The following is a 26,126-nucleotide window of genomic DNA, read 5'->3' as shown; positions in this document are numbered from 1 at the left end:
AATGGTTAAATTTTGCCAAATGTCGTCAGAAATCTTGTCAATAGGTTCATATTTACGGCATTTTTTTTCTTGTTTGGCTACAATTTTCCTCATTTTAAGCCTCACAATCTAAATGATGACACGCCCTAGCTATATTCAATAAATTTATTTATAAAGGTTGTTTGGTTTTAGGTGTGTCATCCAAGCAATTGCTATCCTCTTCTTATTCACCATCAGACATTTAATCGGTCGTTTGTGGTGACTGACGCAATCCATCTTTCAAGGATTATTACATCATGAGTAACCAACTAAGTTTTGATGAATTACTAGATTATTTGGACAATCAAGAGAGCCAGTTTGTGCTCGATAGTGTCGCCGCGCATGGTTTTCTGACAGCGACAGTCATCGGTCGTCCATTGCCTAATTGGATGGATGCGCTATTTGAAGGTCATGCTAGTGAGATTCCAGAAAATGTCATCGATGGCATTAAGCGCTGGCGCGACTCTATCATCGCTGAACTAAAAAATGAGACACCTATCGAGCTACCGTTTGGTGAAGGTGCTGGCGACGAAGAAGTGGCTGTCGATTTTTCAGACGAGTCAGACATCGTTGCTTGGTCAATTGGTTTTGTCGATGCCATGTATGGTGATGAAGCCAGTGATTGGTTTGAAGATCAAGACACCGCAGAAGACGTGGCAGTACTGACCTTGCCTATGATTGTGCTTAGCGGCATCGATGATGAAGATCCAGAGCTATCTGAGATGCGTAAAGATGAAGACAAAATGGTACAGATGGCCAATAGCATCGAAGGCAATTTGACTGAGCTATTTTTATTGTTTCATACCAATGATTAGTCTTTTATAGACAGTTTTTATAGACAGTTTTTATAGGCAGTGTTGATTGCCATTAATAATGTGGTTTGTTCGCAGCAATGTGGTCTGCCATTATTCTTTGTCAATGTTGATTAACGCTGACCATTTCTAGCTGAATGATTTTTATAAGTCACCGATAAGGTCGTACTATGACTGTGCAGCTCTCCAACCTTGAACATTTACCCAATTATCAAATCACCGAGCGTCTCGATGTGGTGTACGGCAGTACGGTACGCTCAAAGCATGTCGGTAAGGACTTGTTCGCCAGTCTAAAAAACATCGTTGGCGGCGAGCTGACTGCCTATACTGAGCTGCTAGAAGAGTCACGCCAAGAGGCGATAGATCGCATGATTGTAAAGGCCGAAGCACTCGGTGCTGATGCCGTCGTTGGTCTGCGATTTTCGACCTCTAGCATCGCGCAAGGTGCGTCAGAGCTGTTTGTCTATGGTACCGCGGTCAAAGCAGTACCTGTGCAACAGCAGCCTGCATCACCGCCACAGTACCCATCTGGTCACACTCCACCTATTCAAAATGCACCTACTCAAAATGCACCTACTCAAAATCCGCAAACGCCAACTCCAGCGGACGATTTACCACGTTTCAATCCTTTTGGTTAGTTAATTAAGTTTTAAAATACTAGAACTTTTTTATGATAAGAGACGTGCCATGAATAATTCTATGACTCAATTCCTCATTAACTACGCGCCGCTTATTATATTATTCGTGGTGGGGTGGTTCTTTGGATCGCGTCATGAGCGCCAACACTTAGCACAGCTCAGTATCGCAGAGCAAACCTTGGGTCACATCGTGGTCTCAAGCGAGCGCTTTTATTACCCCAAGCTGGCAGCCGATAGTAAAGGTGAGCTGGTACTCGGCAGCGTGGTGATTGCCCAAGATTACTTTAAGATGATTATCGCTCGGGTACTGAGTTTATTTGGCAAAAACTTAACCACTTATGAGACTTTGCTAGATCGCGCACGGCGTGAGGCTATCGTCCGTATGCGCACGCAGGCACAAGCCAAAGGCTACAATCATATCTATGGTTTACGTCTGGAAGTCACTAGTATCAATCAATTGGGCAGCATGGTCGAAGCCATTGCCTATGGCACAGCAGTGGTCGATATCGACACAGCAACTGACCACCACAAATAGCTGAGCCAATCCCTAATTATCTGTAAGTTTCTATGGCTTTTCCGACAGTCATCAATGCTTGTTTCTTCAATGCCATCGTAAGCATGCCATCCTAAAATTTATATTTACATCTATCAGCGTAAATAGCTCAAACCTATATTCCATTACAAAAGCCCATTATTGACCGGGGAGTAACTGAATGATGTAAGTTATGAGCACGCGACAACGCTATACTTAATTTTATCGTTCGATATGCTGGTGTACGTGTATTAGCAGGATTGGCTTATACCGCTAGCGTGAAAAATATCGTTATAAATTCTACAGCAACCTAGCCATTAAGTGCTTTGATCAAGTGCACTAAGGACAAGCGCTGTGTGTCGACCTATAGACAGGTCTTATCTACATGGATGTAGTTATGGAAAATCTTGAAATAGTCACCTTAGTAAACTCAGTCGTTATTCCCCTTTGCCTATTTTTGATTATGATGGGCATGGGTATGACCCTCATTACCAACGACTTTAAACGTATTTTGAAATACCCAAAAGCGGTCAGTATTGGCTTGCTCAATCAGCTTATCTTATTGCCGATTATTGGTTTTGCACTGGCAAATATTATGCCGTTGCGACCTGAGTATGCGGTAGGGGTCATGTTACTCGTGCTCTGTCCGGGTGGTACCACTTCCAACCTATTTACCTTCCTTGCCAAAGGCGATGTAGCGTTATCAGTCACTATGACGGCCATTGCTAGTGTCGTCACGGTATTTAGTATTCCTGTTGTCCTGAGCTTTTCACTGATTCACTTTATGGGTGCTGGCAGCGAGTTTCAACTGCCGATTATAAAGACAATGATTTCTTTATTCGTCATCACCATTCTGCCTATTAGTATTGGTATGCTGATCAAACGCTTTGCGCCAAGGGTTGCTGATAGCTCACAAGTCATAGTCTCTCGTTTTGGCGTGACATTTTTGACATTCTTAGTGGTGTTTTTGAGTTATGTACAAAGAGATATCATCGTTGAGGCCTTGATCGCTACCGGACCAGTATCATTGCTACTAAACCTGTCAACCATGGCGCTTGGTTACTATAGCAGTAAATGGTTGGGCTTAAACCTAGCACAGCGAACGTCCATCACTATGGAAGTCGGCTTGCAAAACAGCACCTTATCTATATTTATGGCGCTCACGCTATTGTCTAATTACGACATGTCGATGACACCAGCTATCTATACGTTAGTCATGTTCTTGACAGCGGGTATTTTGGTACGAATATTTAGCGCAAAGTATAATAAGATGAAGAAGACGGAAATTGAGAAAGGTGTTTTGGCCGCCCGTATGCTTTAAAAGTGTCATCAGTGTTGAGCACTTATTGCCTATAAAATATAATTACTCATAAAATATTGCCAGCGCACACTCTTAAATAATGAGTGTGCGCTGGCATATGTTTGTGCGAATCAGAGGCTTTATGAGTTGATAATAATTTGATTACTCTAGCGATGTCGTCTATCCATTCTTGCTATTTGATTGTCTTTATTTTGCTGCTTAACTTTGGCGACATCAAATAAGAAAGTACGGTTTTTGAGAACAGCGACAAATACCACGCCACCGACGGTATTGCCCAATATCACCACCACCAAAAATATCAAGTAACGCCAAAAACTAACGGTATTGCCGTACAGTAAGGCAGAAAATACCTCAATATTACCCACGATACTATGATGCAAACCCAAAAAGCCAATACTGCCTGTGATCAACGACACCAGCACGATACGGCTAAGGGTGTCGCGTGCCGAGGTGACAAGCCACGCAGCAACACCCATCATCCAACCTGCCAGTACCGCGCTACCAAATATGACCCACCATTCAAATCCTAAAACATGCTCGGAATAGGCGTCGATATCGCTGGCGTCAAACAGATGCATATGCAAACCCAAACCGATCATCAACGCTGCAAATAAACAGCCGCCAACGATATTGCCAGCGATGACAATCCCCCAAAGCCGCATGAGTTTGTTTAATGGTTCGATACCATTGAGTACCGGTAGGCTCAGCAGAGACGTTTGCTCAGTGAACAATAGCGACTGACCAATGACGACGATAATAAAGCCAATCGGATAAAGTAATGACGCCAGCACCATGGCATATTGATTGGGCATTACATCGGTCAATAGGGCGAAGGCGGACAAAATCATAAACAGACTAATACCAATCTCCAATCCTGCGGTAAAGGCACTGGTAAATAACGAGCCAAGCGAGCGATTAAAGGTTTCTTTGGCATCGATAACTTGCTCGACTAAAATGCTGGCATAACTTTTTGGCTCGCTTAAGTTGTCATCGCTGGCCACTTCTTTGATGGTTTCTTTGTCTTCGTCACTGATTTCTTTTGGCAAATCTTCATCTTTTATGGCGTCACCTTTGGGCACACCTTCATTTTGGTTTGCGTCTTCAGAGTCATTTTGGCTTTCATTTTGAGCGCCATCCTGATTGGTTCCAGTAGCCACATCTAACGCCTTGCTATTGTCCTTCTCATCGGTATTGTCACTACTCTGCGCCGCGTGAATACTAGCTGTCGAATTCGGATCACTATTTTTATTAGAATTGTCTTTAGTATTAGGCATGACAGTAAACTTATATAAGAGGAGCGGTGAGTGAAGGATATAAAAATAACGGTCAAACCAGTGTCAACGTCATAGCCGTTGCGATGTTGCTGCAATGCAAAAAAGCTTATTTTAACAAGTTACAGTAAGACCATAACGACTGCAAGTATCGAAAAAGCATTCGATACTAACAAAATCTGCCCATATAAGATAAAATCATCCTACTAACTTTTTTGTTTGCTCGAATCACCTATTATTATCCAGCGTTAGCGCTATGCCTGAACCCAGCTTGCGTTGGTTAATTGTATGAATTCAGCGATAACCATACTTTTGCTTACTATTTATTTAATCCATTTACGTTTTAGTCTGAGAGCCTTATGAGTAACCCTAATAGCAAAAATAATTTAACCCAGTCTATCCAAGCCGCCTTAAGCCAATTAGAGAATGCCTATAATCCTGCGGAAGTCGAAGCAGGTATGTATCAAGGCTGGGAAGAAAGCGGCTATTTTCAGCCGACGTTTGACAAAGAAGAGTCATTTTCTATCGCGTTGCCGCCACCAAACGTCACTGGCTCGCTACACATGGGTCATGGTTTTAACAATGCAATCATGGATGCGCTCACCCGTTATCACCGCATGGATGGTGACAACACATTGTGGCAACCAGGTACGGATCATGCGGGTATCGCCACCCAGATGGTCGTTGAGCGTCGTCTGGAGGCGCAAGGTATCAAGCGCCGTGATATGACCCGTGAAGACTTCATCGATAAAGTGTGGGAGTGGAAAGAAGAGTCGGGCGGCAATATCACTAGCCAGATTCGCCGTTTGGGTAGCTCGGTTGACTGGTCGCGTGAACGCTTTACCATGGATGATGGTTTGTCTAATGCGGTAAAAGAAGTGTTCGTTCGTCTATTTGATGATGGTTTGATCTATCGTGGTAAGCGTCTAGTTAACTGGGATCCTAAGTTCCAAACCGCATTGTCTGATTTAGAAGTGGAAAACCACGACGAAAAAGGCAGCTTGTGGCATTTCCGCTATCATTTCACGGATGCAGACCTAACGACCCAAGATGGGAAAAACTATCTGGTCGTCGCTACCACACGTCCTGAAACGCTCCTTGGCGATACCGCTGTCGCAGTCAACCCAAGCGATGAGCGTTATGCACATTTGGTCGGCAAAACCATTACCTTGCCAATCACTGGTCGCGTCGTGCCTATCGTCGCTGATGATTATGTCGAAAAAGACTTCGGTACAGGCTGCGTAAAAATAACTCCAGCGCACGATTTCAATGATTATGAATTGGGTCGTCGTCATAGCTTGCCACTCATCAACATCCTTGATGAGCGCGCCAATATCTTAGCATCGATGGAAGTCTATCCTGATTTGCAGACACGTGAGCCAGAGTTAGAGACCACGCCGAGCGAGTATGCAGGACTTGAGCGTTTTGCCGCACGTAAGTTCCTCGTTGAGCAAGCAGGCGAGCAGGGCTGGCTAGAAGATATCGAAGACTACGCGCTAAAAGCCCCGCGTGCTGAGCGTGGCGGCACGATCGTTGAGCCGTGGTTGACCGATCAATGGTATGTCGCTGTTAAAGAGCTGGCCAAGCCTGCGATTGATGCGGTAGAAGACGGCAGCATCGAGTTCGTCCCTGCGCAGTACAAAAATATGTATATGTCATGGATGACCGATCTACAAGATTGGTGCATCAGCCGTCAGCTGTGGTGGGGACATCGTATCCCTGCATGGTATGACGATGCGACGGGTGAAATCTATGTCGCCCGTGACGAAGCGGAAGTGCGTAGCAAGTACAATCTCAGCGATGATATCGTATTGCGCCAAGATAATGACGTGCTCGATACGTGGTTCAGCTCAGGTCTATGGACGTTCAGTACGCTTGACTGGGCAGACGTCAACGCTGATCCACGCGTGATGGATACCTTTCACCCAACTAGCGTATTGGTGACAGGTTTTGACATTATCTTCTTTTGGGTGGCCCGCATGATCATGATGACCATGCACTTCGTGAAAAACGAAGACGGCACGCCGCAAGTACCGTTTAAGACCGTCTATGTGCATGGTCTGGTACGTGATGGTAATGGTCAAAAAATGTCAAAATCAAAAGGCAACGTCTTAGATCCGATTGACCTCATCGACGGTATTGATCTAGAAGCGCTGGTCGAAAAACGTACCAGCAATATGATGAATCCAAAAGACGCCGCCAAAATCGAAAAGCAAACGCGTAAAGAGTTCCCTGAAGGCATCCCAGCCTTTGGTACGGATGCATTGCGCTTTACCTTTACCTCTCTTGCTAGTACCGGTCGCGATATCAACTTTGATCTAAAGCGGGTCGAAGGCTATCGTAACTTCTGTAATAAAATCTGGAACGCCAGCCGTTTTGTACTCATGAACTGTGTCGATAGCGAAGGCAATGCCAAGCCTATCGACCAAGCGGCGAATCCTGACGTTTGGGAATTGCCAGAAAAATGGATCATGAGTCGTCTGAACTCTACCGTTGCCGATATCCATCAGCATTTCGCCCAGTATCGTCTGGATATGGTCAGCCAAGATATCTATGAGTTTATCTGGAACGAGTACTGTGATTGGTATGTTGAGCTTGCCAAAGCCAGTCTAAATGATGACTCGGTGTCTGACGAGCGTAAAGCGCAAATCCGCTATGTATTGCTGCATGTGTTAGAGACGGCGCTACGCTTTAGCCATCCAATCATGCCGTATCTGACTGAGCAAATCTGGCAGACGGTCGCACCGCTACTCGGTCGCAAAAACACTGACAGCATCGTGGTCGCTGAATATCCACAGACCGATGATAGCCAAATCAGCGAGCAGACCGAAGCGGATATGGCGTGGCTACAGGAGCTAATCGCTAGCGTCCGTAACATCCGTGGTGAGATGAAACTGGGCAATGCGGTACGTCTGCCAGTGCTACTACAAAATATCTCTAGCGACGAAGATGCGCGTCTATCACGTATTAAAAACCAGTTCAAAGCGCTTGCCAAAGTCGAGAGCTTAGAGATCGTCAAAGAAGGTGATGAAGTGCCACTATCGTCATCAAGTATGGTCGGTCAGCTACGTGTACTCGTACCGATGAAAGGTCTGATCGATCCAACGGCTGAGCTGGCGCGTTTAGGTAAGTCATATGATAAGTTGAAAGGTCAAGCCGAAGGCATCGCGCGTAAGCTTGGTAATGAAGGCTTTGTCAGTAAAGCCCCTGCGGAAGTGGTAGAAGCAGAGAAAGCGAAACTGGCTGAGCTAGAAGGGCAGTTGACCGCGATGACGGCGCAGATGGAGCAGTTGAAAGCGTTGTAACTTGGTAATTTTGTTGTAAATAGACTTACCAAATATATTTGCATAATACCTTTTGGGTAGTTATAATTAATTTACAACTCACCCTTAGTAACTAAAATTAAGTTTTTAGATTGCCTAGGGCAAAAAAACCGTTACAGTGCTATGCTGTAGCGGTTTTTTTATGTCAATAAAATAACTGGGTGGATAAACTTGAAAACCAATGTATATATTGATGGCTATAACCTATTTTATGGCTGTCTAAAACACAGTAATGATAAATGGCTAGACTTATACCACCTGTTTGCCAATCGTATTATTCATGCTCAAGATCCAAATGCGATGGTTGAGACTGTCTACTTTTTTACCGCAGATATCAAATCGAGTATATCAACGCAAGGAGAGGCCGCTCAAAACGCTCAGCAATCCTATCATAGGGCGTTGCTAAAAATGTATCCTGACAAGATAGCAATCATAAAAGGGTACTATGCGCGTGAGAAAGGCAACTTGCTGAGATACAAAAAACCTCCTGATAAAAGTGACCGTGTTGAAGTGTGGCGTCTGGAGGAAAAGCAAACTGATGTTAATATCACATTGACCGCTTACCGAGATGCGATACAGAACAAGGCGCAGCAAGTGGTTTTTGTTACTAATGATACCGATATCGAGCCAGCGCTTAAGGCGCTACGAGAAGATATGGGAGATACCATTATTATTGGTATCATCATTCCCATACGTGCTAATAGTCGTCGCCCACCAAATGAGCGATTAAGTAAATATGCTGACTGGACACGCTCGTATATTACCGATGATGAACTGGCAAACAGTCATCTACCTGATAAAGTGCCTACCGCAAAAAAACCAATTTTCAAGCCTGAATATTGGTAAAATAAAGTTTGTAATTTTTATAAGTTATTTTATACTTAAAAAAGTTGTAAGCTCGGTAATGAAGGATTCGTCAGTAAAGCCCCTGCGGAAGTGGTCGATGCGGAAAAAGCAAAACTGGCTGAGCTAGAAGGGCGGTTGGCGGCGATGATGGCGCAGCTGAAGGCGTTGTAAATAAAGCGTAAATATCTATAGTAATAAAAAACGCTGTCACGATTGTGATGGCGTTTTTTGTTGTCTACTGGTTAGTTCTCTAACCAACTCTTATTGCTAATAAATACTGAATATTTGTGTGCTATTATTTAGTAGATCATATGGCGTTTTAATAAATTCACGTGCTATAAAAATGGCTTTTTTGTAGTGCGGTTATTATAAGTAAAAATTTACTTATAAAGTATTAGCAATCATAAAGAGTATTTTAACTAATATATTTAAGGGCACTAATGGTCAATCAACCACATAAAATAGATAAAGATTATAAGCGCCTATTGACGGTAATCGGATTTTCTGTAGCTTGCTACATTGCCTCATTGTTTTTGCCAGCTATTGGTTTCTACCACTCACCGATGAATGGAGGCGACGAATGGATACAGTATGATAAAGGATATGAACTACTATTTATAGGTACAATATTTGGATGGGCATCAGCTCTTTTCAAAGCAAATATTGGCGCTTTAGCAGTATATGCTAATTTTTTATATGTCTTAGTGGTGTTTTTACTGATTTTTAGAGTAAAGCTATTACCCGCCATTATGTCTTTGCTAATGATATTACTGGCTAGTCTAAGTTTTGTTTATAGAGATGCAGGAGGAGAGATTCCTAGCCCTCTTGGAGATGAAATTTCTTTATGGGGATATGGGGCATTCTTATGGTTTCTTGCACAAGCTATAGTAGCTATTGCTGGATTCATGCAAATATTTAGAGAAAAGTCGGCAAGCATATGGTTTTATATCTTACTATTTGTAATTGCATTTGCTTATATCTCGGAAATACAGCGTCAAAAGTATAGTAATTTAGCTAACGAGCTTGAAAGAGAATCTTACTTTTCAAAATGGATTATGTTAACAACTAAAGAGATGTCTGGTATTGAGTATATCAATCTATCTGACACACTACCAGTTACCGCTTTGTCTTCTGATACTGTCGTAGGAATTATCGATAATGAGATTGAATATCGTAAGTATAGTGTAATAAACCCTACTGCAGTTTTAGGCTATCAAGAAAGCTTTGTGACTCCCAATAAGTTTCAATATAAAGGTCACTTTTGGCAAGTGCATGAGGTTTGCGAGCACTACTCTTGTATGAATATCGCTGAGTTATCAGAAAAAAAAGATGTCGATTATTACTATACTATTAAATCTTATACTAATAATGTCGACTACCTTGTAACTGATAAAAGTAAGAATGTAGTATGGCAGGCTAAGGCGCGCGCTGAAAAATTAGGTCATAAATACTTTCCTAACTACGGATCTGAGTTATATCAATTGTTTGAAAGGTTGAAAACACCTAGCACTACAGATGAAGAAGATTTAAGAGATTTAATTGTGTCCCAAACTTATAATACTGGTGTTTTAGGTTGTCGTGTTGACTCTTACAATAGAGTAAGTAATGCTATTAAATTAGAGGGTAGAGTCTATCAGATGTCAGAGTATGACCTCAGTAATTTTAGACTGTGGTGTTCTGAAAAATATCTAGCATTAATAGAGACTGAAAAAAACAACAATATACCAAAAACTGTTATTTTTTTCGAAAGAGAGCCAGATATACATCCAATTAGAATATATGCTTGGTCATATTTGGATGAGAATAGCCAAAACCCCACTAAATTACTCTCTAATGAATTGATTTTTACTAAAGATCTTTTAAAAAGGATGTGATATGGCTTTCTACATAGCCCACTTAGCTCAGGTACGATAAACACTTAACTCTCGAAAATAAACAGATAAACTTACCAGTAAGCGCTAAGCAGGTTAATGTTAAGGCACGAGGTCTAACAGATTTTTAATTCAAACCGTTAATTGTCATAAGCACTACTCAATCTACAATCCGATTTGTGATTCTGTCTAAACTTAAAAACCGCTACAGTAAATACTATGACGGTTTTTTAATATCAGTAATTAAGCTACTATCTTTAAAGGAATAAAAATCTAACGTAAGGAACACCATGAACCATCTCACCGTCGGACAACGCGCGCCTCTAAGCAACCTTGCTATTGACGATACCGCACCCATCACGCTCAAATTTACTCGCCAAAGCCCAATAGAGATGGACATCAGTTGCTTTGCCTTAGACGCAGCGGGCAAACTGATCAATGATGATTACATGGTGTTTTATAATCAGCCAACCTCACCATGCGGGCAAATCAAGCTTACCCATTACGAGTCGCAGCCAACGGCGAATAAAGGCATCCAAGCCGAGTTTAAGGTGGATTTATCCAAATTGGCTGCGAATATAGACAGCTTGTTTTTTGTGTTATCAGCCGATACTCCGCTGAATCAAATTCAATCGTTAGAGATTGGCCTTTGGCAACAATCGCAAAAAGCGCAGGCAGAATATCAAGCAGCAGACTTTGCCCAGCAGCAAGCCAGTATGTTGATGCAGCTGTATCGTAAGAGTGGCGTGTGGCGAGTATCTAACGTTGCGCAAGGCTTTAATGGTGGACTTGCCGCTATCGTGCAGCATTTCGGTGGTGACGTAGAAGAGACTAGCTCGACAGCAGCAGAGGTAACTGCAACGCCAGTTCAAGCAAAACCGTCGTTAGAAAAGGTTATGCTAGACAAAGCGCCAAAGCTGGTCAATCTGGCCAAAAAAGCCACGATATCGCTTGAGAAACGCCAATTGCAGCAATTAACCGCAAAAGTAGCACTGGTGTTAGATGCCTCAGGCTCAATGAACAGACAATATAAACAAGGCCGCGTGCAAGAAGTGGTCAACCGCTTATTGCCATTGGCAGTGAGCTTTGATGACGACCAAGCGTTAGACTGCTGGGCGTTTGCCCGAGATCCGCAGTATTTGGGTGAGATTGGGTTGAGCAATTATGACGGTTTTATCAATAACGCTCATGGCGGCTGGCGCAAATGGGCACTTGGCCCGCGCATCAACAACGAAGCAGAAGTCATGAAAGCGGTGACGGAGTTTTATCAAAAGGACGGCTTGGATGTGCCTGTCTACGTGCTATTTATCAGTGATGGCGGGGTGAATGACAATCGTGGTATCACCAAGGTCATGACGGAAGCCGCGAAACTACCAATATTTTGGCAGTTTGTGGGCTTGGGCGGGCGTGGTTATGGCATCCTAAAAAAACTAGACGACATGACAGGGCGCGTGATTGATAACTGCGACTTTTTTGAGCTGGATGATTTAGACGATATCAGTGAAGAAGCCTTGTATGAAAACATGCTAGAAGAGTTCCCAATGTGGCTAAAAGAAGCTAAGCAGCTTGGTATAGTCATTCCACTATAAAAGTATGACTGCGTTAACCTCGCTTGAAGTATTTAATATACATCTACACTTGGTTGCCTTGTACTACTTTTAAATTGAATCGACTATATCGTGCAGCAATAATTTTATTATTCTATTATCACTACATAAAAAACCGCTCACCTTATAGGGTCAGCGGTTTTTTAGACTAAAAATTTAGTGGCTTATTCAGTTCTACTCAGCATATAGAGGCGCAAGAATACCTTTATAGGCAAAACGCTCGTTCACAGGCATTTTAAATACTTGCCCGTTAAATGCGGCAGTTTTGCCCCATTCAATTTTATTGGTTTTCAGATTCAGTAAGTATAGATGATGAAACTGACCTTGCTGCGGTGCAGAGAAGCTGGTTCCTGCGGTCGCCACAGCCGTCGTCACACCGACTGCCATCGAATAGCCGAATGATGGTTTAGAACCAGTCACCATGGATACAAATACTTTGTCAGTCCCTTCCATTTTTTGAATGGCGGTTAGCGTGGCTTGATCTAATGCCAACTCAACACTAGCCCCTTTTGCAGCTTCAATTTCTTGACGCTTGGCTTTATTTAAAGTGCTAAATAGTGTGAGGTAGGCTTGATTGGTCGCTGTATCAAAACTGTTGCCCGCGCTTAATAGAGGATAGGTTGTGTTGAGCTGCTCTTTAGCGCCTGCGGTGGCGGCAATATCCATTTTGGTTACAGCTTCTTTGGTTAGCATGCCACAAACAAAGGGCGCTGTCGTACGAGCAACCGTGAGCCCTTTGTGACTCAATGCCTCTTTAACTGTGTGCATCATGGCCACAGAAGTCGCATCAGACTGCTGATATAAAATATCATTTTTGCCCATCTCAACTCGAATCAAACAACCATCACTTAAAACAGTAATAGGCTGATTGGCCAATGCTTTTTGAGTTTGATCATAGGCCAAACGTGAATCTGGGCTAGTGGTGGTGGCGCAACCACTAAGCGCTAGCATAGTCGCTGCTACCAAAGATACCGTTAACGCTTTAGCCATAAAAAGGTTGGTCATAAATATCCCTATAAATACCGAAACACTTAAAAAATGTCGATTAATAAAAAAGAAGATTATGCCTGAGTTTTTATTTTTCACCTACTAAAAAATATACTAAAAAACAGTGTTTTTGTGTACCGTACAGTCGTTATATTTTTAGAAAAAACGACATAAAGATGCAAAATTACGCTTGTACCGTTTTGAGCAATATCGCATGCTTAGCTACCTATATAGGTAGCTATTTTATAAACCAGTAGCTACTTACCCCAACTGATGCATCGTTGAATGACACTACTTATATGACCAATCATAAAAAAACATTTTACTATAGACCTAATACCAATCAATCGAGAAGCCCCGCAGTGCGTTGGACGTTTGTCATACTGGGCTGGATATTTTTTATATTGGGTATTATAGGAGTGCTGTTACCCGTAATGCCAACTGCGCCTTTTATACTACTGGCAGCAGGGTGCTGGGCACGCAGCTCGCGGCGCTTTCATTTTTGGCTGATCAATCACAAATATTTTGGGAAGTTTGTCCGTGATTGGGAAAATAATCATGCTGTACCTCTCTATGCCAAGTGGTTAGCAACGATAATGATGACTATATCGACGGCAATGTTATTTTATCGCTTGCCAGCCGATACGATGTGGATGGCATGGGCGGTAGCCACTGTTTGTAGTGGGGTTGCGGTGTATTTGTTCCGCTTGCCAAATGCCTAAAATCGTTGCAATTTGGACCAAAAATGACTAATAAAAGAGCTTTGTTACACGAAATCTCAGATAAGACTTGCGATACTAGGATGTACCCCTTATAATACGCCCAAGCTTAAGAGCAGTTCTGCACCAAATCATTACCTCGTAGTATTAGTTATAATCCTTCGTTTTAATATTTATCGTTCAGTAGCTATTTGCAAGCGTTACCGGTCACTAGGCCATTAATAAATTAAAAAGTAGGATTATCAATATGTCAGATACTCAAAAAGGTACAGTTAAGTGGTTCAACGAAGCTAAAGGCTTTGGTTTTATCGCTCCAGAAACTGGCGCAGACGTTTTTGCTCATTACAGCGAAATCACTGGTTCAGGCTTCAAAACTTTAGCTGAAGGCCAAGAAGTTGAGTTCACTGTAACTCAAGGTCAAAAAGGCCCACAAGCCCATAACATCGTTGCTATCTAATCTGTCTTTAAAGACACTTAGAGCAAGATGAAAAAAAAGCGAACCTTCGGGTTCGTTTTTTTTCGTCTGTCATTTAGTATTAGACACAATAATATAGTCAGTGAAAAGTAATATCGAACCATCACGCACTGCCGATATCAATTTTTCTTGCTTGCTGTGCCTGTGCAGATAGAGGCTACAAAAAATTGATATCGGCAGTATCGTAGCGTTTTTGGGGTATTTCGACTATATATTAAAAAGGCCTCCGACTATAAAGAGTTGGAGGCCTTTTTTTAAAGAGTGTGGCTAGGGCGTGTCCTCAATTCAATCTATGAATATCTAAATGAGCTAAAAATGGCTAAATTTTGCCAAACTTCGTCAAACAGCTGGGTAATATCACGGTATTAACTGCGCTATTTTCCTTGTTTGACTGCAATTTATCTCATTTTTATCACCATTTTTGAAATGAGGACACGCCCTAATCTATTAGATAGAGCTAATACCAATATTAATCAGACCGCCACCAATGATTAACCAAGCAAACATAATAGCACCCAAGATCAGTGGCTTCATGCCAGCTTGCTTAATCGCGCTCAGATGAGTCGTCAAACCCAGTGCAAACATAGCCATCGTGAGCAAAACATCATCAAACTTGACCATACTCTGCTCAAAGCTGTCAGACATCGGCACCCATGTGTGCAGTATGACGATAAGAATAAAAATAAAGGCAAACCATGGCACGTTGACCTGTTTAACGCGGTCTACAAATGATATTTTTTCGCCATGAATATCATTGTCACCCTTGGTCAAAGCAAAGGATAAAATCAGTAGAAAAGGGGCGAGCATCATGACGCGTATCATTTTGGTCACGACGGCTGTATTACCAACCTCAGGATTGATCGCGTTACCTGCCACCACGACTTGCGCGACTTCGTGTATGGTCGAGCCAGTATAGATGCCATATTGTTGAGCATTTAGCCAAGGCTGCAACCAACCAAGATGATATAAAAATGGATAGAGTAGCATCGCAATAGTGCCAAAGACGACGACGGTTGCCACAGCGATAGTGACTTTATGCGCTTCTGCTTTTACCACTGGCTCTGCGGCAATCACTGCGGCTGCCCCGCAAATACTCGCGCCTGAGCCAATCAATATAGTCGTTTTTTTATCGACTTTTAGCCATCTCGTACCCAGCCAATAGGTCAATAAAAAAGTCGATGTCAGTACCAGTGCATCGGTCATAATCGCTGGCATACCCACGCTAGCCACTTGGGTCATCGTTAGCTTAAACCCATAAAACATAATGGCTAAGCGCAAGATTTGACCTTTGGCAAAGCATACACCAGCATTTAGCTGCTCAGCGAAATTAGGGTATACCATATTGCCTAAGACCATACCGAGCAAAATTGCCAATGTTAAAGAGGACAGTCCGACGATGCGCCCGTTTGACCAAGTGTCTAGACCAGTATTGAGCCATAAACAAAATAAACTACCGACCAGCACCACGACCAATCCTGCTAAGTGCCGATTGCTTGGAAAGTAACGATTCACTGAGTGGGTAAAAGCGTGCATGACAGAGCTATCCTATTATTGCTAATCGACATAAGCATAAACTTATGAATAGACAGTATAAGATAAGCTGATTTATAATAAAAACAGATTAATAAGATACAAACTATCGAAAATTTGGGTTAATAGGGTTGTATTGACCGTTTGATATTAAAAGATTAGTCCTAAAAGACGGGCATAAGGTGTCATTAATTAATGAAAAAAGCGATGCAGACGCTACCGAAGATTACGCTAAAACAATTGGCGGTATTTGTGAGTATTTATCAGACAGGCAGCACCAGCCGTGCCAGTGAAGCGCTGCATTTATCACAGTCAGCCGTCAGTAGCGCGCTGACTGAGCTTGAATCTAGACTGCAAATGCCGTTGTTTGAGCGCGTTGGGCGTAGGCTCAATCAGCATCCCAATGCCCATCCTATTTATGTGCAAGCGCAAGCAATTTTGGGGCAGTCACTGACGCTTGAGCATTATCACAAGCACCAAGCAGGACAGATTCATATTGGCGCGAGTACGACCATAGGCAACTATGTATTGCCACCGCTGCTGGCTGAGTTATATAAAGCCTTACCAAATGCAAATGTGAACACTTATATCGCCAATACCCAAGAGGTAGTTGCGGAGGTCGAGCAACTCAACATCGATATTGCGCTAGTAGAAGGGATGCCGCGACCTGCGGATACTAAGGTCATTGAGCAGCGTGCATGGCGAACGGACACCTTGATGGTCTTTGCCAAACGCGATAGCAAATGGCTGACAGATATGGCAGCATATAACGATGTGGATAATTGCTACGAGCTTAGTATTGAACAACTGGCAAAGCTACCCTTGTTAGTACGCGAAGCAGGTTCAGGTACTCGGCAAATTATCGATGAGCAATTATTACAGCATATGCCCGATGCCGAAGTTATCATGGCCATTCAGCAATCGGAAGCGATCAAGCATATGGTCAGTGCCGATATTGGGCTGGGTTGTCTATCACAGCACGTGATTGAGGCAGAATTGGCCAGCGGTAAGTTAGTACAAGTAAAAGTGGCAGGCATTGATTTGTCGCGAACTTGGTGGCTAGTGTGGCATAAAGCCCGCCATCAAAGCCCAATTTGGCAAAGCTTTATTGATATTTTGACATCAGAATGAGGGTTAGAGACAGATAATAAAAAACGTCCCATAGCCATGACTATAGGACGTTTTATAAAATGTTATGTTTAGTTTGTAATATAAGCGGCTCAAGTTAACTCATTAAAGCTAAGCCGCCTTTACATTTAGGCATTGTTTATTTAAAGGTGATTGCTTATTTATTAACTGGCTTATCCAGTCTCACGACTAAGCTATCGCAGGGGACATTTGGCAAAATATTATCTGCTGTTGCCCCACTGAGCCATGCGACGATACCATGGCGCTCATGACGACCGATAACCAGTAAATCAACGTCATGCTTATGACAATAATTGACGATACCTTCGCTACTAGAGATGGCGGTGGTCACCTCGGCATTGACGGCGGTTAAGCCATTACGCTCTAAAAATTGTGCTAGCTTGGCTCGTGCTTCTTGGCAACGCTCATCGTCAATCTGGTCATATAAGCTAGAGGCGGGTACTAGCTCATAGCCAAAACCAACCATCGTATCTTTAACAATATGCAGTACAGACAGCTTAGAACCCGGGCGGTTATCGACGATTTGTTTGGCTTTTTGCGCCACTGTGTCGGCATCAGATAACAAATCGGTAACCAGTAAAATATGTTGGTAACTCATGAGGTGCTCCTCGTAGCAAGTAGTCTTAACTATAGCACTACTGATGACTGCTGTTAAGTAATGTCGGCATACTTTTAAAGCGCTAAGGTATTGCCCTTCCTAATTGTACTATAGTTAGATTCAAATAATTTCGATACAAGGAAACCGAGCGCAAGTTATACATTAGTATGCTTAGCGAGGATGACGATGTAGCGGATTTATATGGATTTGACTATATCAGCGCTGCTCTTTATTAGGATAATGCCTTGACTTCTCTGTCTGCTAGCCCCATCTATTAGCGCTAGACCCATTTTTTCATTGCTATACCTTACCCACCATAAAACCGATAAAATTTTGAGCATTAAATTTTAATGATCATTTTATCACGCACATTGTTACCATTCTATTTACCCTGAACTGCAGGGCATTATCTACATAATGAGCTAAGGACAACTATGACTGACACCGCATTTACCGCTGACCTAACATTGCACTCCGCATTTGAGTTGATTGAACATCGCCATATTGAGGCGCTATCGATGGATGTGCTGATCAGTCAGCATGTTAAGACTGGTGCGATGCATTATCACTTAGCACATCCAAGTGATGAAAATGCGTTTTTGGTAGGTTTTCGCACCCAGCCAATGGACTCAAAAGGCGAAGCGCACATCTTAGAACATGTGGCTTTATGTGGTTCTGAAAAATTCCCTGTGCGTGATCCGTTCTTTTCGATGATTAAGCGCTCGCTCAATACCTTTATGAATGCGATGACCGCTGCTGATTGGACGGCTTATCCGTACGCCACACAAAACAAAAACGATTACTTTAACTTGCTTGCCGTTTATCTTGATGCGTCATTTTTCCCGAATATTCATCCGCTCGATTTTGCTCAAGAAGGTATTCGTGTTGAGTTAGATGAAAATGACAAGCCGCAATTTAAGGGTATCGTTTTTAATGAAATGAAAGGCGCTATGAGCGGCGAGATTGATCAGCTGTATCATGCCGTTGCCCATCATCTCTTCCCAACGACGACGTACCATTATAATTCGGGCGGCGAGCCTGCTGATATTCCTGACTTGACCCATCATGAGCTGGTCGAATTTCATCAAAGCCATTATCACCCATCAAACAGTGTGATTATGAGTTTTGGTAATATTCCTGTCGCTGAGACGCAGGCAAAAATCCATGAAGATGCCTTGATTCAGTTTGAGGCGGGCAAGAAGCATGTATCGCGTCCAGAAAAACGTCTGTCTGCACCGATTAGCGCTACCGACACTTATACCGCTGACGAAGCTGGCCCTGACCAAACCCATCATGTTGTGGCGTGGTTATTGCCATCGATTACCGACCCCAAGCAGCGCCTTGCTTTGCGTCTACTAGAAGGCGTGTTGATTGAGCATGCTGGCTCGCCGTTGCGTGCTTATTTGGACAGCCATCCACTCGGCAAAGCACCAAGTCCGCTATTGGGACTGGATGACAGTCATTATGAAATGGTCTTTTATACGGGTCTGCGCGGTTCAAACCCAGAGCATGCCGAAGCAGTCGAGCAGGGCATTATTGATTTGCTGACCGAAGTTGCAAACTCACCAGTCGATGACGAAACGATTGAAACCATCCTGCATCAGATTGAGATAGATCAGCGTCATATCGGCGGTGACAGCATTCCTTATGGTTTGAATCTCATGCTAGAAGGCTTTAGTACCGCCATTCATGATGGTAACCCAATCGATGTCTGGGAAGTGGACGAGCATCTACAATGGCTACGTGAGCAAGTAAAAGACGCGCAGTGGTTACCGAATTTAATTAAGACTCATTTGCTTGATAATCAGCATCGTGTCCGCGTTACTCTGACGCCTGACAGCGAAAAAACTGCTCGTTTAGCGGCAGCTGAGCAAACACGTCTCGACACTATTGCGATGGATTTGACTGCTGATGATAAAGCCATCTTGCACAAGCAAGCATTGGATTTGGCAGCGCGCCAAGCGGCACCAGATGATTTGAGCTTATTGCCAAAAGTTGGCTTGGATGACGTACCGACGGATATCAGCTTTAAGCAAGGCAAGCAAAAGCAAGTAAATTTGAGCGGGCAAGACAGCACCTTATTTGAATATGAAGCAGGCACCAATGGCTTGTATTATTATCAAGTAATTGTGCCGTTGACCGATGCGATTGGTAATGCAGGTACAAGCGAGTTACCCGTCAATGAAGTCATTAATCATCCGCTACTGCCTATTTATCTAAGCTTACTGTCTGAGCTAGGTACAGATTCTCTTAGTGCCCATGAAATGCAAGCCAAGCAAGCGGCGCATTCGTCAGGTGTGACAGCGCGTATCAGCCAACGTACCAATATTGATGACAGCCAGTCTATCAGCAGTTATTTTGTGGTGGCAACGCGCGCGCTAAACCGCAAGCCTGAGGCGATTGATTTACTCAAAGAAGTGATGGAGCACAGCGTCTTTACGGAGCATGACCGTATCAAAGAAATTCTGCAGCAGCGTCAAGCAGGTTGGCAGTCAAATCTTGCTGGTTCAGGGCATGCTTATGCGATGCAAACGGCCAGTCGTGGTATGAGTCGCCAAGCGCAGTTAGAGTATGTGCGTAGTGGTCTGCCAGCATTGAACGCGTTAAAGGACTTTTTAACCCATGCCAGCAATGATGATGCGCAGTGGGATAAGCTTGCCACCAGTTTGATGGATTTACATCAACGTTTCATCAGCCTCCCTAAGCATGCCGTTATCATCTGTGAAGCCGAGCAAACTGAACGCTTAAGCAGTTTGATTGTCGATAGCTGGAAAGACAGCCAAGCGCCACGTATTGCCGCGCAGCTAAGCAGCTCTGATGCTAGTATTGAAGACAATATCCCAAGTGAATTTGCCGAGTTGCAACTTGATGCGGCACTAAATGGTGAGAAAGACGTTGTCAAATCGTTAGAAAGTGGTGTCGCGCTCGATGTTGAGGACTTGGCATGGTTGGTGCCGACCAACGTCTATCACAATGCTAGTGCCTATACGGTTCCAGCGGCTGATCATCCGGACACAGTAGCCTTGATGGTATTAGCGCCTTACTTACGCAATGGCTATTTGCATAGCGCCATCCGTGAGCGCGGCGGTGCTTATGGTGGCGGTGCGGGCTACGATGCCAATGCTTGCGCCTTTAAGTTCTTTAGCTACCGTGATCCGCAGTGTGCTGAAAGCTTCGCCCACTTTGATGCCAGTATCGAGTGGTTATTAAATGAGCCGCAAACCGATGAGCAATTGGAAGAAGCCATCTTGGGTATCATCTCCGGTATGGACAAACCGGGATCTCCAGCAGGCGAAGCGATCAAAGCATGTTTTTCTGACCTGCATCATCGCGGTGCTGACTGGCAGCGTAAAATGCGTGCGTCAATTTTAGCTGTGACAGTCGCTGACTTACAGCGCGTTGCCAAGCAATATTTGCAAGGGCAAAAACATGTACGTGCAGTCTTAGCGCCTTACGACAAAGAAGAAAAGGTAAAAGATCTTGGTTTTGAGGTTTGTAAAATAAAAAGCTAAGGTGGTCAAACTTACCATGAAGCACAAAAAAGCCAAGCATTAAGCTTGGCTTTTTTGTGCCTAATCACTCAATTAATACCGTTTAATGCTTTGGTCTTTACCAATATAATCTTGATGCACAGGGAATTTATCATGGCTATCGAATTGCTTACGATCTTCAAAGTAACTGGTTAGCGTGCGACGTACCGCTTCAAAGGCGATGCTATCCCATGGAATGTCTTCTTCACTAAATAACGCACAGTCAAGACTCTCAGAGCCAATACCATAAGCGCCATCTTTTAGATCGTTCAAGTAAATCGCATAAATTTGCCCAATATCAGGGATATCATAGAGGCAGTATAAATGGGGGTTGGTCACCACCGCTTCAGCTTCTTCAAAGCTCTCACGCGCCGCGCCATCAGCGATGGTTTCGCCATTCTCCATAAAGCCTGCTGGTATCGTCCATAAGCCATACTGTGGCTCAATCGCTCGGCGGCATAGCAATACTCGGCCCTTGTGAACGACCAATGAGCCACAGATGACCTTTGGGTTTTCGTAGTGAATATAGCCACAATTTGGGCAGACCAAACGCGGGATATTATCGGTGGCCGGTATTTTACGTTCAGCCTCGTGGCCACATTGTAGACAATAGCGCATATAAACTGCCTTGTTATTATGATAAGAAAGGATATGGGGTGTCATGGTAATAGCTTGGGTGTGCAGCGTTATACTTAGGGTGCAACAGTCATGCTGCCGTACGATCGTAAATAACAGCCATTACCTTAAGATAGCACATATTTTCTTTGCACAGAATGATGATAACAGTAATGTATAGTCAGAGCACTTTTAAACCGCTACGGTGTTACCCGTCCTAGATGTACTGAGTGTGCTATCTGCGGTCGGGCGGCTTGTAACAATTCTAAAATTCCTTGACTATATTATTTCACCGCAGAGACGTTGTTTGTTGCTATAAAACAGAGGCTCTCAATTAATTCTTGTGATACAAATAGGCAGTCACATAAATAGCATGCAGTAAACAGGCGATTGCGCTAATCTAGATTGAGACATTATTTTGGGTCTTTAGTTAGCACACGCTCTAGGGTATGTCCTCAATACTATGTTCCTTGTTTGACGGCAATTTACCTCATTTTTATCACCATTTTTAAGATGAGTACACACCCTAGCAATTATTAAATAATTTAATGATAAATTTATAGATTTGATGACGATAACTATCGTTTTATGACTATTGTTTTTATGACCATCTTATTGTGACAAGGCTTTATACCGATAAAAATACAAGGCAATTATAATGTTACTTCCCCCGCAGTCTGTAAATTTTGATGAATTGTCAGTCGCTGTGCCAGACTTTATTCGTTATCCCACTATTAGAAAATTGGCAGAGCGAGTGCAGCATGAGACATTAAGTGCTGTCACCAGTCCAGCAATGTACAACGCTGGTGGCACCTCTCGTCGTACTCGCATTTTAGATAGCCTATATCAGACACCCATTGCCGATGCCTCAGTATTGGTTGCCATCACCCATGAACGCCATCCTAAGCTGCTATTGACACGCCGCGCTGCCCATATGAATAGTCATGCTGGCGAGGTATCTTGTGCAGGCGGTAAGCATGAAGCTGGCGATGGTAACAATGTCGTTACCGCATTACGTGAGGCTTGCGAAGAGACGGCGCTACTACCCAATAAAGTCCAGCTACTCGGTCAATTGCCGATCCAAACGTCCAAAAGCGGTATGAGTGTGCGTCCGATTGTCGCGCTTATTGCGCCAGATTTAGTATTAGTACCTGAGCTTGGCGAAATCTCACGTATTTTTTGGGCAGATTTTGAAACCTTATTAACTCAGCCCACCGTAGAGTATGCGATAGAATATGTGATGCAAGATCAAATGGCGACCATCCTTACGCCCAGCTGGCAAGTGGATGGTGAAACAGTATGGGGTTTAACGGGACGAGTCATCGCTAGCTTATTAGAAACGGGGTTTGATCGGCAGCTTGAGTGGTATTACCGTATACAAGATACGCGCAATTAACGCGCAGGGCAGTTGAGTTTTTCGCTTAAAATGTTCAACAGACCCTAGTCATCATTACTTATAGTAGTCGTCATTTTTTTTGAGCCACCAATTCATATTGTCTTGCCGTTTGGCACGGAAGGCTTCTAATTTATGCGCCAAAGCTTGATTGTGCTGTCTGGCAGTGTCAAGAGCAAAGAGAATCGGTACTGAGGACAGGACGCCAAAGCGGATTTTCGATTTGGGCAAATCTAAGCCATCACCGATATCGTCACCGACTAGCGTACGTGTCACACTGGCATTGACCATCTCAACAAAACGTCCACGGCGATTGTCTTCTCCCATGAGCTGACGAGGCAAATCATGCAGGGCTTTTGCTAGCGGCTGTCCCATCTTAAAATCAAGCTGTTGAATCGATAAATAAGTATATAACCACTCCCAGCAAGCCGCTTCATCTGTTGGCAAGCGCTCTAAGTCAACGCCCATCCAGTAGCTGGCCAGATTCCATAAATGCAAAATCCCTTCTGCTTCCTCAGGGCTGATGCGTGCACCCAGTAGGCGTAGGCCGCGCATAATCAACAATGAAAACTGCAAATGGGTAGCAATCATATCGGTTTGATTAATAGGAAGACCCCAATAATCTGTGTTCCAGCTGCCATCTGGATTATGATGCTGGTCGGCATTTGCTATGACACCTTTAGCAGCATTTCCTTTACCTTTAAGCAGGTTTTGCCGCACCAGTGTATGGATTTGACGTACCTGAATGGACTGCCGCCATCCCTCAGAGTCAATCGCTAGCACTTGCTCGATAGGCTGGCGGTCGTTAGCCATGTGTGCAGTTGATTGTGGATGCTCAGAGACCGCTAGAATATAAGCATAAGTACGCATCAAGCGCGGTAGCGCATCGTGCATCAAAGCACCAGTTTGAATCAAAGGCAAGGAAAGGGCAGGGATGCTATAGCCAGCCATCAGCGCGACGTTACGAAGTAGCCAAATAAGCATCAGCGGATAACGTCGATAGGCGACTGCGCCAATTTGCGCAAGCTTAGGATCAAACCAATCAGGATGGCTGCTAAATTGTTCAGTTAAGGCGCTAAACGAAGAGTGGGTTATGGGGTCATGAGTTGGAGTATCATCAAGAATGATGTGCTGTAAGGGTTTAGAAAAACGAATACCGTCAGCCGCTAAAGCATCCGCGAGTGGATCACCGATATCATAGCCCGCGACTATCTCGTCTAATAAGTCTTGCGAGATGGCAAAGTCTTTTGGTAATAAATAACGCTTAATGCGCTTTAGGACCTGTAAGTCACTATGATCATCGACAGCAGTGGTACGACCATGACGCTGATAAGAAGTTGCCGACTGACGATAGGTGTCTAAATCTAAACCATTGTGCTTTTTGTTCATATTTATCTCTACACCTATCATCTATCGCGTGCGTCTGTTGCTTATAGATTACCTCATTAACCCATCAATCGAATTAATGACGGGTCAGATCTACCGAGGTACTGTTAATGTCTTCTTTTAGCGTTGCTTTGAGCATCATGTAACCGGCGATACCAGAGACAATTGAACCCATAATAATACCCAAACGCTCATCGAATAAGGTCGTGTCGCCTGCGAATGCTAAGCCACCGATAAACAAACTCATGGTAAAACCAACCCCGCATAGTAAGGATGCACCGTAGATTTGCTTAAAGTTCATGCCTCGTGGCATGGTCGAGATGCCAAGTTTAAAGATTAACCAGCACATTATCATCACGCCCAGTTGCTTACCGATGAAAAGACCAGCGGCGATACCTAGCGGTACTGAGTGAAATAATTCAGCGAAGCCTGCACCCTTGAGCGAGATACCCGAGTTGGCAAACGCAAACAGCGGCAAAATACCAAAGGCAACGGTATTGTGTAGATCGTGTTCTAGCTCTTCTACTGGCGAGTGCTCAGGATCAGTACGATCGAACATAGGAATAAATAACGCTAACACCACCCCTGCCAATGTCGCATGAATACCAGATTTGAGTACCGCAATCCACATAATCACGCCGATGAGTAGATAAGGGGTGATGCTCGTCACATTGCGACGATTGAGTAAATATAAAAACGGTAGACATAAACCAGCGACAGCTAATGAGCCCAGTGACAAGTCGTTGGTATAAAATAAGGCGATGATTAAAATGGCACCAATATCATCAAAAATAGCAATAGACACCAAAAACACTTTTAATGAGTTTGGTACACGATTACCAAGCAGGCTTAAGATACCCAAAGCAAAAGCGATGTCTGTCGCCGCAGGGATAGCCCAACCCTTCCAAAAATCAGGTTCATTATAGTTAAAAAGCAAATAGACAATGGCGGGCATAACCATGCCGCCTAGTGCCGCTCCAGCAGGCAGGATAATCTGCTTAATATTAGAGAGCTCACCAATCAAGACTTCACGCTTTAGCTCAAGTCCGACTAAGAAAAAGAAAATAGCCATCAGACCATCATTGATCCAATGATGCGCATCTTTGGCAATACCAAATTCGCCAATACGAATGGATACAGGGGCATGAATAAAAGCCTCGTACCAAACGCTGAGGGGACTATTAGCAATGATCATTGCAGCGATGGCAGCCAATGCTAAAATGATACCGCCTGCTGCCTCAAATTCGAAAAATGCCTTAATTCTTTTTATTGCCATATCATCCTCATTTACTAAATACAATTTGCTAAATAATGCAATAACCTCAAGTATCTATACTGCTAAATTTGACAGTGTCGCAGATAGACGTTAACAGTTTCTCATAATCTCATTCATATACACAACAAAATCCGTCAAACTGAAACCATAAACCTATCTTACCCTAGTAATAAGAGCGAAATGCCAGCGCTATGGCGAGAGGCAAAGCAGGAATAAATCATAAAACCTG

At 43.5% G+C, this 26,126-nt stretch carries 20 protein-coding genes and 1 pseudogene; 14 read left to right on the top strand and 7 right to left on the bottom strand.

The annotated features are described in order from the left end of the window. Positions 1 to 275 precede the first annotated feature (275 nt). The 4 genes from RH96_RS13095 to RH96_RS13080 all read left to right on the top strand — a co-directional run bounded on the left by RH96_RS13095 (position 276) and on the right by RH96_RS13080 (position 3,321). Positions 276 to 833 (top strand): YecA family protein, encoded by a 558-nt coding sequence (locus RH96_RS13095; protein ID WP_010201673.1) that lies wholly within the window; start codon positions 276 to 278, stop codon positions 831 to 833. Between the two features lie 173 nt (positions 834 to 1,006). After that, positions 1,007 to 1,468, top strand: a complete 462-nt coding sequence (locus RH96_RS13090; protein ID WP_413540233.1) for a heavy metal-binding domain-containing protein — start codon at positions 1,007 to 1,009, stop codon at positions 1,466 to 1,468. A gap of 49 nt (positions 1,469 to 1,517) precedes the next feature. After that, a complete protein-coding gene (locus RH96_RS13085; protein ID WP_010201671.1) occupies positions 1,518 to 2,003 on the top strand; it encodes a YbjQ family protein in 486 nt (161 codons plus the stop codon). A gap of 394 nt (positions 2,004 to 2,397) precedes the next feature. Continuing rightward, positions 2,398 to 3,321, top strand: coding sequence for a bile acid:sodium symporter family protein (locus RH96_RS13080; protein WP_010201670.1), 924 nt, complete (start codon positions 2,398 to 2,400; stop codon positions 3,319 to 3,321). A 146-nt stretch (positions 3,322 to 3,467) separates the two neighbouring features. Here RH96_RS13080 and RH96_RS13075 read toward each other — a convergent pair whose 3' ends face one another. Then, positions 3,468 to 4,595 (bottom strand): formate/nitrite transporter family protein, encoded by a 1,128-nt coding sequence (locus RH96_RS13075; RefSeq protein WP_010201669.1) that lies wholly within the window; start codon positions 4,593 to 4,595, stop codon positions 3,468 to 3,470. Positions 4,596 to 4,951: 356 nt separating this feature from the next. Between RH96_RS13075 and RH96_RS13070 the strand changes: the two genes are divergently transcribed. The 5 genes and pseudogenes from RH96_RS13070 (at position 4,952) to RH96_RS13055 (ending at position 12,221) form a co-directional block, all read left to right on the top strand. Further along, on the top strand, positions 4,952 to 7,897 hold the full coding sequence (locus RH96_RS13070; RefSeq protein WP_010201668.1) for a valine--tRNA ligase: 2,946 nt from the start codon (positions 4,952 to 4,954) through the stop codon (positions 7,895 to 7,897). 189 nt (positions 7,898 to 8,086) lie between these two features. Continuing rightward, a complete protein-coding gene (locus tag RH96_RS13065) occupies positions 8,087 to 8,761 on the top strand; it encodes an NYN domain-containing protein (protein ID WP_010201667.1) in 675 nt (224 codons plus the stop codon). Between the two features lie 48 nt (positions 8,762 to 8,809). Next, positions 8,810 to 8,932, top strand: a pseudogene (locus RH96_RS15390) (hypothetical protein); the annotation flags it as partial. Between the two features lie 269 nt (positions 8,933 to 9,201). After that, positions 9,202 to 10,635, top strand: a complete 1,434-nt coding sequence (locus RH96_RS13060) for an integral membrane protein (protein WP_010201665.1) — start codon at positions 9,202 to 9,204, stop codon at positions 10,633 to 10,635. Positions 10,636 to 10,922: 287 nt separating this feature from the next. Next, positions 10,923 to 12,221: a VWA domain-containing protein gene (locus RH96_RS13055; RefSeq protein WP_010201664.1), complete on the top strand. Its 1,299-nt coding sequence runs from the start codon at positions 10,923 to 10,925 to the stop codon at positions 12,219 to 12,221. Positions 12,222 to 12,413: 192 nt separating this feature from the next. Here RH96_RS13055 and RH96_RS13050 read toward each other — a convergent pair whose 3' ends face one another. Next, positions 12,414 to 13,244 carry a hypothetical protein gene (locus RH96_RS13050; protein ID WP_010201663.1) on the bottom strand — a complete coding sequence of 277 codons (831 nt, stop codon included), beginning with the start codon at positions 13,242 to 13,244 and terminating at the stop codon, positions 12,414 to 12,416. A 281-nt stretch (positions 13,245 to 13,525) separates the two neighbouring features. On the opposite strand from RH96_RS13050, the gene RH96_RS13045 reads away from it, so the two are divergent. Together RH96_RS13045 and RH96_RS13040 are read left to right on the top strand one after the other, a co-directional pair. Then, positions 13,526 to 13,948, top strand: a complete 423-nt coding sequence (locus RH96_RS13045) for a YbaN family protein (RefSeq protein WP_026037370.1) — start codon at positions 13,526 to 13,528, stop codon at positions 13,946 to 13,948. 244 nt (positions 13,949 to 14,192) lie between these two features. Continuing rightward, complete coding sequence (locus tag RH96_RS13040; RefSeq protein ID WP_010201661.1) at positions 14,193 to 14,402, top strand: cold-shock protein; 210 nt, start codon at positions 14,193 to 14,195, stop codon at positions 14,400 to 14,402. A 465-nt stretch (positions 14,403 to 14,867) separates the two neighbouring features. Here RH96_RS13040 and RH96_RS13035 read toward each other — a convergent pair whose 3' ends face one another. Further along, positions 14,868 to 15,953, bottom strand: coding sequence for a YeiH family protein (locus tag RH96_RS13035; RefSeq protein ID WP_010201660.1), 1,086 nt, complete (start codon positions 15,951 to 15,953; stop codon positions 14,868 to 14,870). Positions 15,954 to 16,145: 192 nt separating this feature from the next. Between RH96_RS13035 and RH96_RS13030 the strand changes: the two genes are divergently transcribed. Then, on the top strand, positions 16,146 to 17,081 hold the full coding sequence (locus RH96_RS13030) for a LysR substrate-binding domain-containing protein (RefSeq protein WP_010201659.1): 936 nt from the start codon (positions 16,146 to 16,148) through the stop codon (positions 17,079 to 17,081). Between the two features lie 154 nt (positions 17,082 to 17,235). On the opposite strand, the gene RH96_RS13025 is transcribed toward RH96_RS13030, so the two are convergent. Beyond that, a complete protein-coding gene (locus RH96_RS13025; protein ID WP_010201658.1) occupies positions 17,236 to 17,697 on the bottom strand; it encodes a universal stress protein in 462 nt (153 codons plus the stop codon). A 434-nt stretch (positions 17,698 to 18,131) separates the two neighbouring features. Between RH96_RS13025 and RH96_RS13020 the strand changes: the two genes are divergently transcribed. Continuing rightward, the gene (locus RH96_RS13020; RefSeq protein WP_010201657.1) at positions 18,132 to 21,209 is read left to right on the top strand and encodes an insulinase family protein; all 3,078 of its coding nucleotides are present in this window, start codon (positions 18,132 to 18,134) and stop codon (positions 21,207 to 21,209) included. Between the two features lie 72 nt (positions 21,210 to 21,281). On the opposite strand, the gene RH96_RS13015 is transcribed toward RH96_RS13020, so the two are convergent. After that, positions 21,282 to 21,845, bottom strand: coding sequence for an NUDIX hydrolase (locus RH96_RS13015; protein ID WP_010201656.1), 564 nt, complete (start codon positions 21,843 to 21,845; stop codon positions 21,282 to 21,284). A 655-nt stretch (positions 21,846 to 22,500) separates the two neighbouring features. Here RH96_RS13015 and RH96_RS13010 point away from each other — a divergent pair. Further along, positions 22,501 to 23,238 carry an NUDIX hydrolase gene (locus RH96_RS13010; protein ID WP_010201655.1) on the top strand — a complete coding sequence of 246 codons (738 nt, stop codon included), beginning with the start codon at positions 22,501 to 22,503 and terminating at the stop codon, positions 23,236 to 23,238. Positions 23,239 to 23,292: 54 nt separating this feature from the next. Here the strand turns inward: RH96_RS13010 and RH96_RS13005 are convergent, their stop codons facing one another. Together RH96_RS13005 and nhaA are read right to left on the bottom strand one after the other, a co-directional pair. Continuing rightward, entirely contained in the window at positions 23,293 to 24,624 is a 1,332-nt protein-coding gene (locus tag RH96_RS13005; RefSeq protein ID WP_010201654.1) for an oxygenase MpaB family protein, read from the bottom strand. Between the two features lie 73 nt (positions 24,625 to 24,697). Further along, the gene (gene nhaA, locus RH96_RS13000) at positions 24,698 to 25,897 is read right to left on the bottom strand and encodes a Na+/H+ antiporter NhaA (RefSeq protein ID WP_010201653.1); all 1,200 of its coding nucleotides are present in this window, start codon (positions 25,895 to 25,897) and stop codon (positions 24,698 to 24,700) included. Positions 25,898 to 26,126 lie beyond the last annotated feature (229 nt).

The sequence above is a fragment of the Psychrobacter sp. PAMC 21119 genome (assembly GCF_000247495.1).
Taxonomy (GTDB): domain Bacteria; phylum Pseudomonadota; class Gammaproteobacteria; order Pseudomonadales; family Moraxellaceae; genus Psychrobacter; species Psychrobacter glaciei.
The sequence above is the reverse complement of the archived record's forward strand: the minus strand, read 5'-3'. Positions and strand labels throughout refer to the sequence as shown.

Coding starts and splice junctions, on each gene's coding strand:
- RH96_RS13095 (WP_010201673.1), top strand. CDS start 276: ATGAGTAACCAACTAAGTTTTGATGAATTACTAGATTATTTGGACAAT.
- RH96_RS13085 (WP_010201671.1), top strand. CDS start 1,518: ATGAATAATTCTATGACTCAATTCCTCATTAACTACGCGCCGCTTATT.
- RH96_RS13080 (WP_010201670.1), top strand. CDS start 2,398: ATGGAAAATCTTGAAATAGTCACCTTAGTAAACTCAGTCGTTATTCCC.
- RH96_RS13075 (WP_010201669.1), bottom strand. CDS start 4,595: ATGCCTAATACTAAAGACAATTCTAATAAAAATAGTGATCCGAATTCG.
- RH96_RS13070 (WP_010201668.1), top strand. CDS start 4,952: ATGAGTAACCCTAATAGCAAAAATAATTTAACCCAGTCTATCCAAGCC.
- RH96_RS13060 (WP_010201665.1), top strand. CDS start 9,202: ATGGTCAATCAACCACATAAAATAGATAAAGATTATAAGCGCCTATTG.
- RH96_RS13055 (WP_010201664.1), top strand. CDS start 10,923: ATGAACCATCTCACCGTCGGACAACGCGCGCCTCTAAGCAACCTTGCT.
- RH96_RS13050 (WP_010201663.1), bottom strand. CDS start 13,244: ATGACCAACCTTTTTATGGCTAAAGCGTTAACGGTATCTTTGGTAGCA.
- RH96_RS13045 (WP_026037370.1), top strand. CDS start 13,526: ATGACCAATCATAAAAAAACATTTTACTATAGACCTAATACCAATCAA.
- RH96_RS13040 (WP_010201661.1), top strand. CDS start 14,193: ATGTCAGATACTCAAAAAGGTACAGTTAAGTGGTTCAACGAAGCTAAA.
- RH96_RS13035 (WP_010201660.1), bottom strand. CDS start 15,953: ATGCACGCTTTTACCCACTCAGTGAATCGTTACTTTCCAAGCAATCGG.
- RH96_RS13030 (WP_010201659.1), top strand. CDS start 16,146: ATGAAAAAAGCGATGCAGACGCTACCGAAGATTACGCTAAAACAATTG.
- RH96_RS13025 (WP_010201658.1), bottom strand. CDS start 17,697: ATGAGTTACCAACATATTTTACTGGTTACCGATTTGTTATCTGATGCC.
- RH96_RS13020 (WP_010201657.1), top strand. CDS start 18,132: ATGACTGACACCGCATTTACCGCTGACCTAACATTGCACTCCGCATTT.
- RH96_RS13015 (WP_010201656.1), bottom strand. CDS start 21,845: ATGCGCTATTGTCTACAATGTGGCCACGAGGCTGAACGTAAAATACCG.
- RH96_RS13010 (WP_010201655.1), top strand. CDS start 22,501: ATGTTACTTCCCCCGCAGTCTGTAAATTTTGATGAATTGTCAGTCGCT.
- RH96_RS13005 (WP_010201654.1), bottom strand. CDS start 24,624: ATGAACAAAAAGCACAATGGTTTAGATTTAGACACCTATCGTCAGTCG.
- nhaA (WP_010201653.1), bottom strand. CDS start 25,897: ATGGCAATAAAAAGAATTAAGGCATTTTTCGAATTTGAGGCAGCAGGC.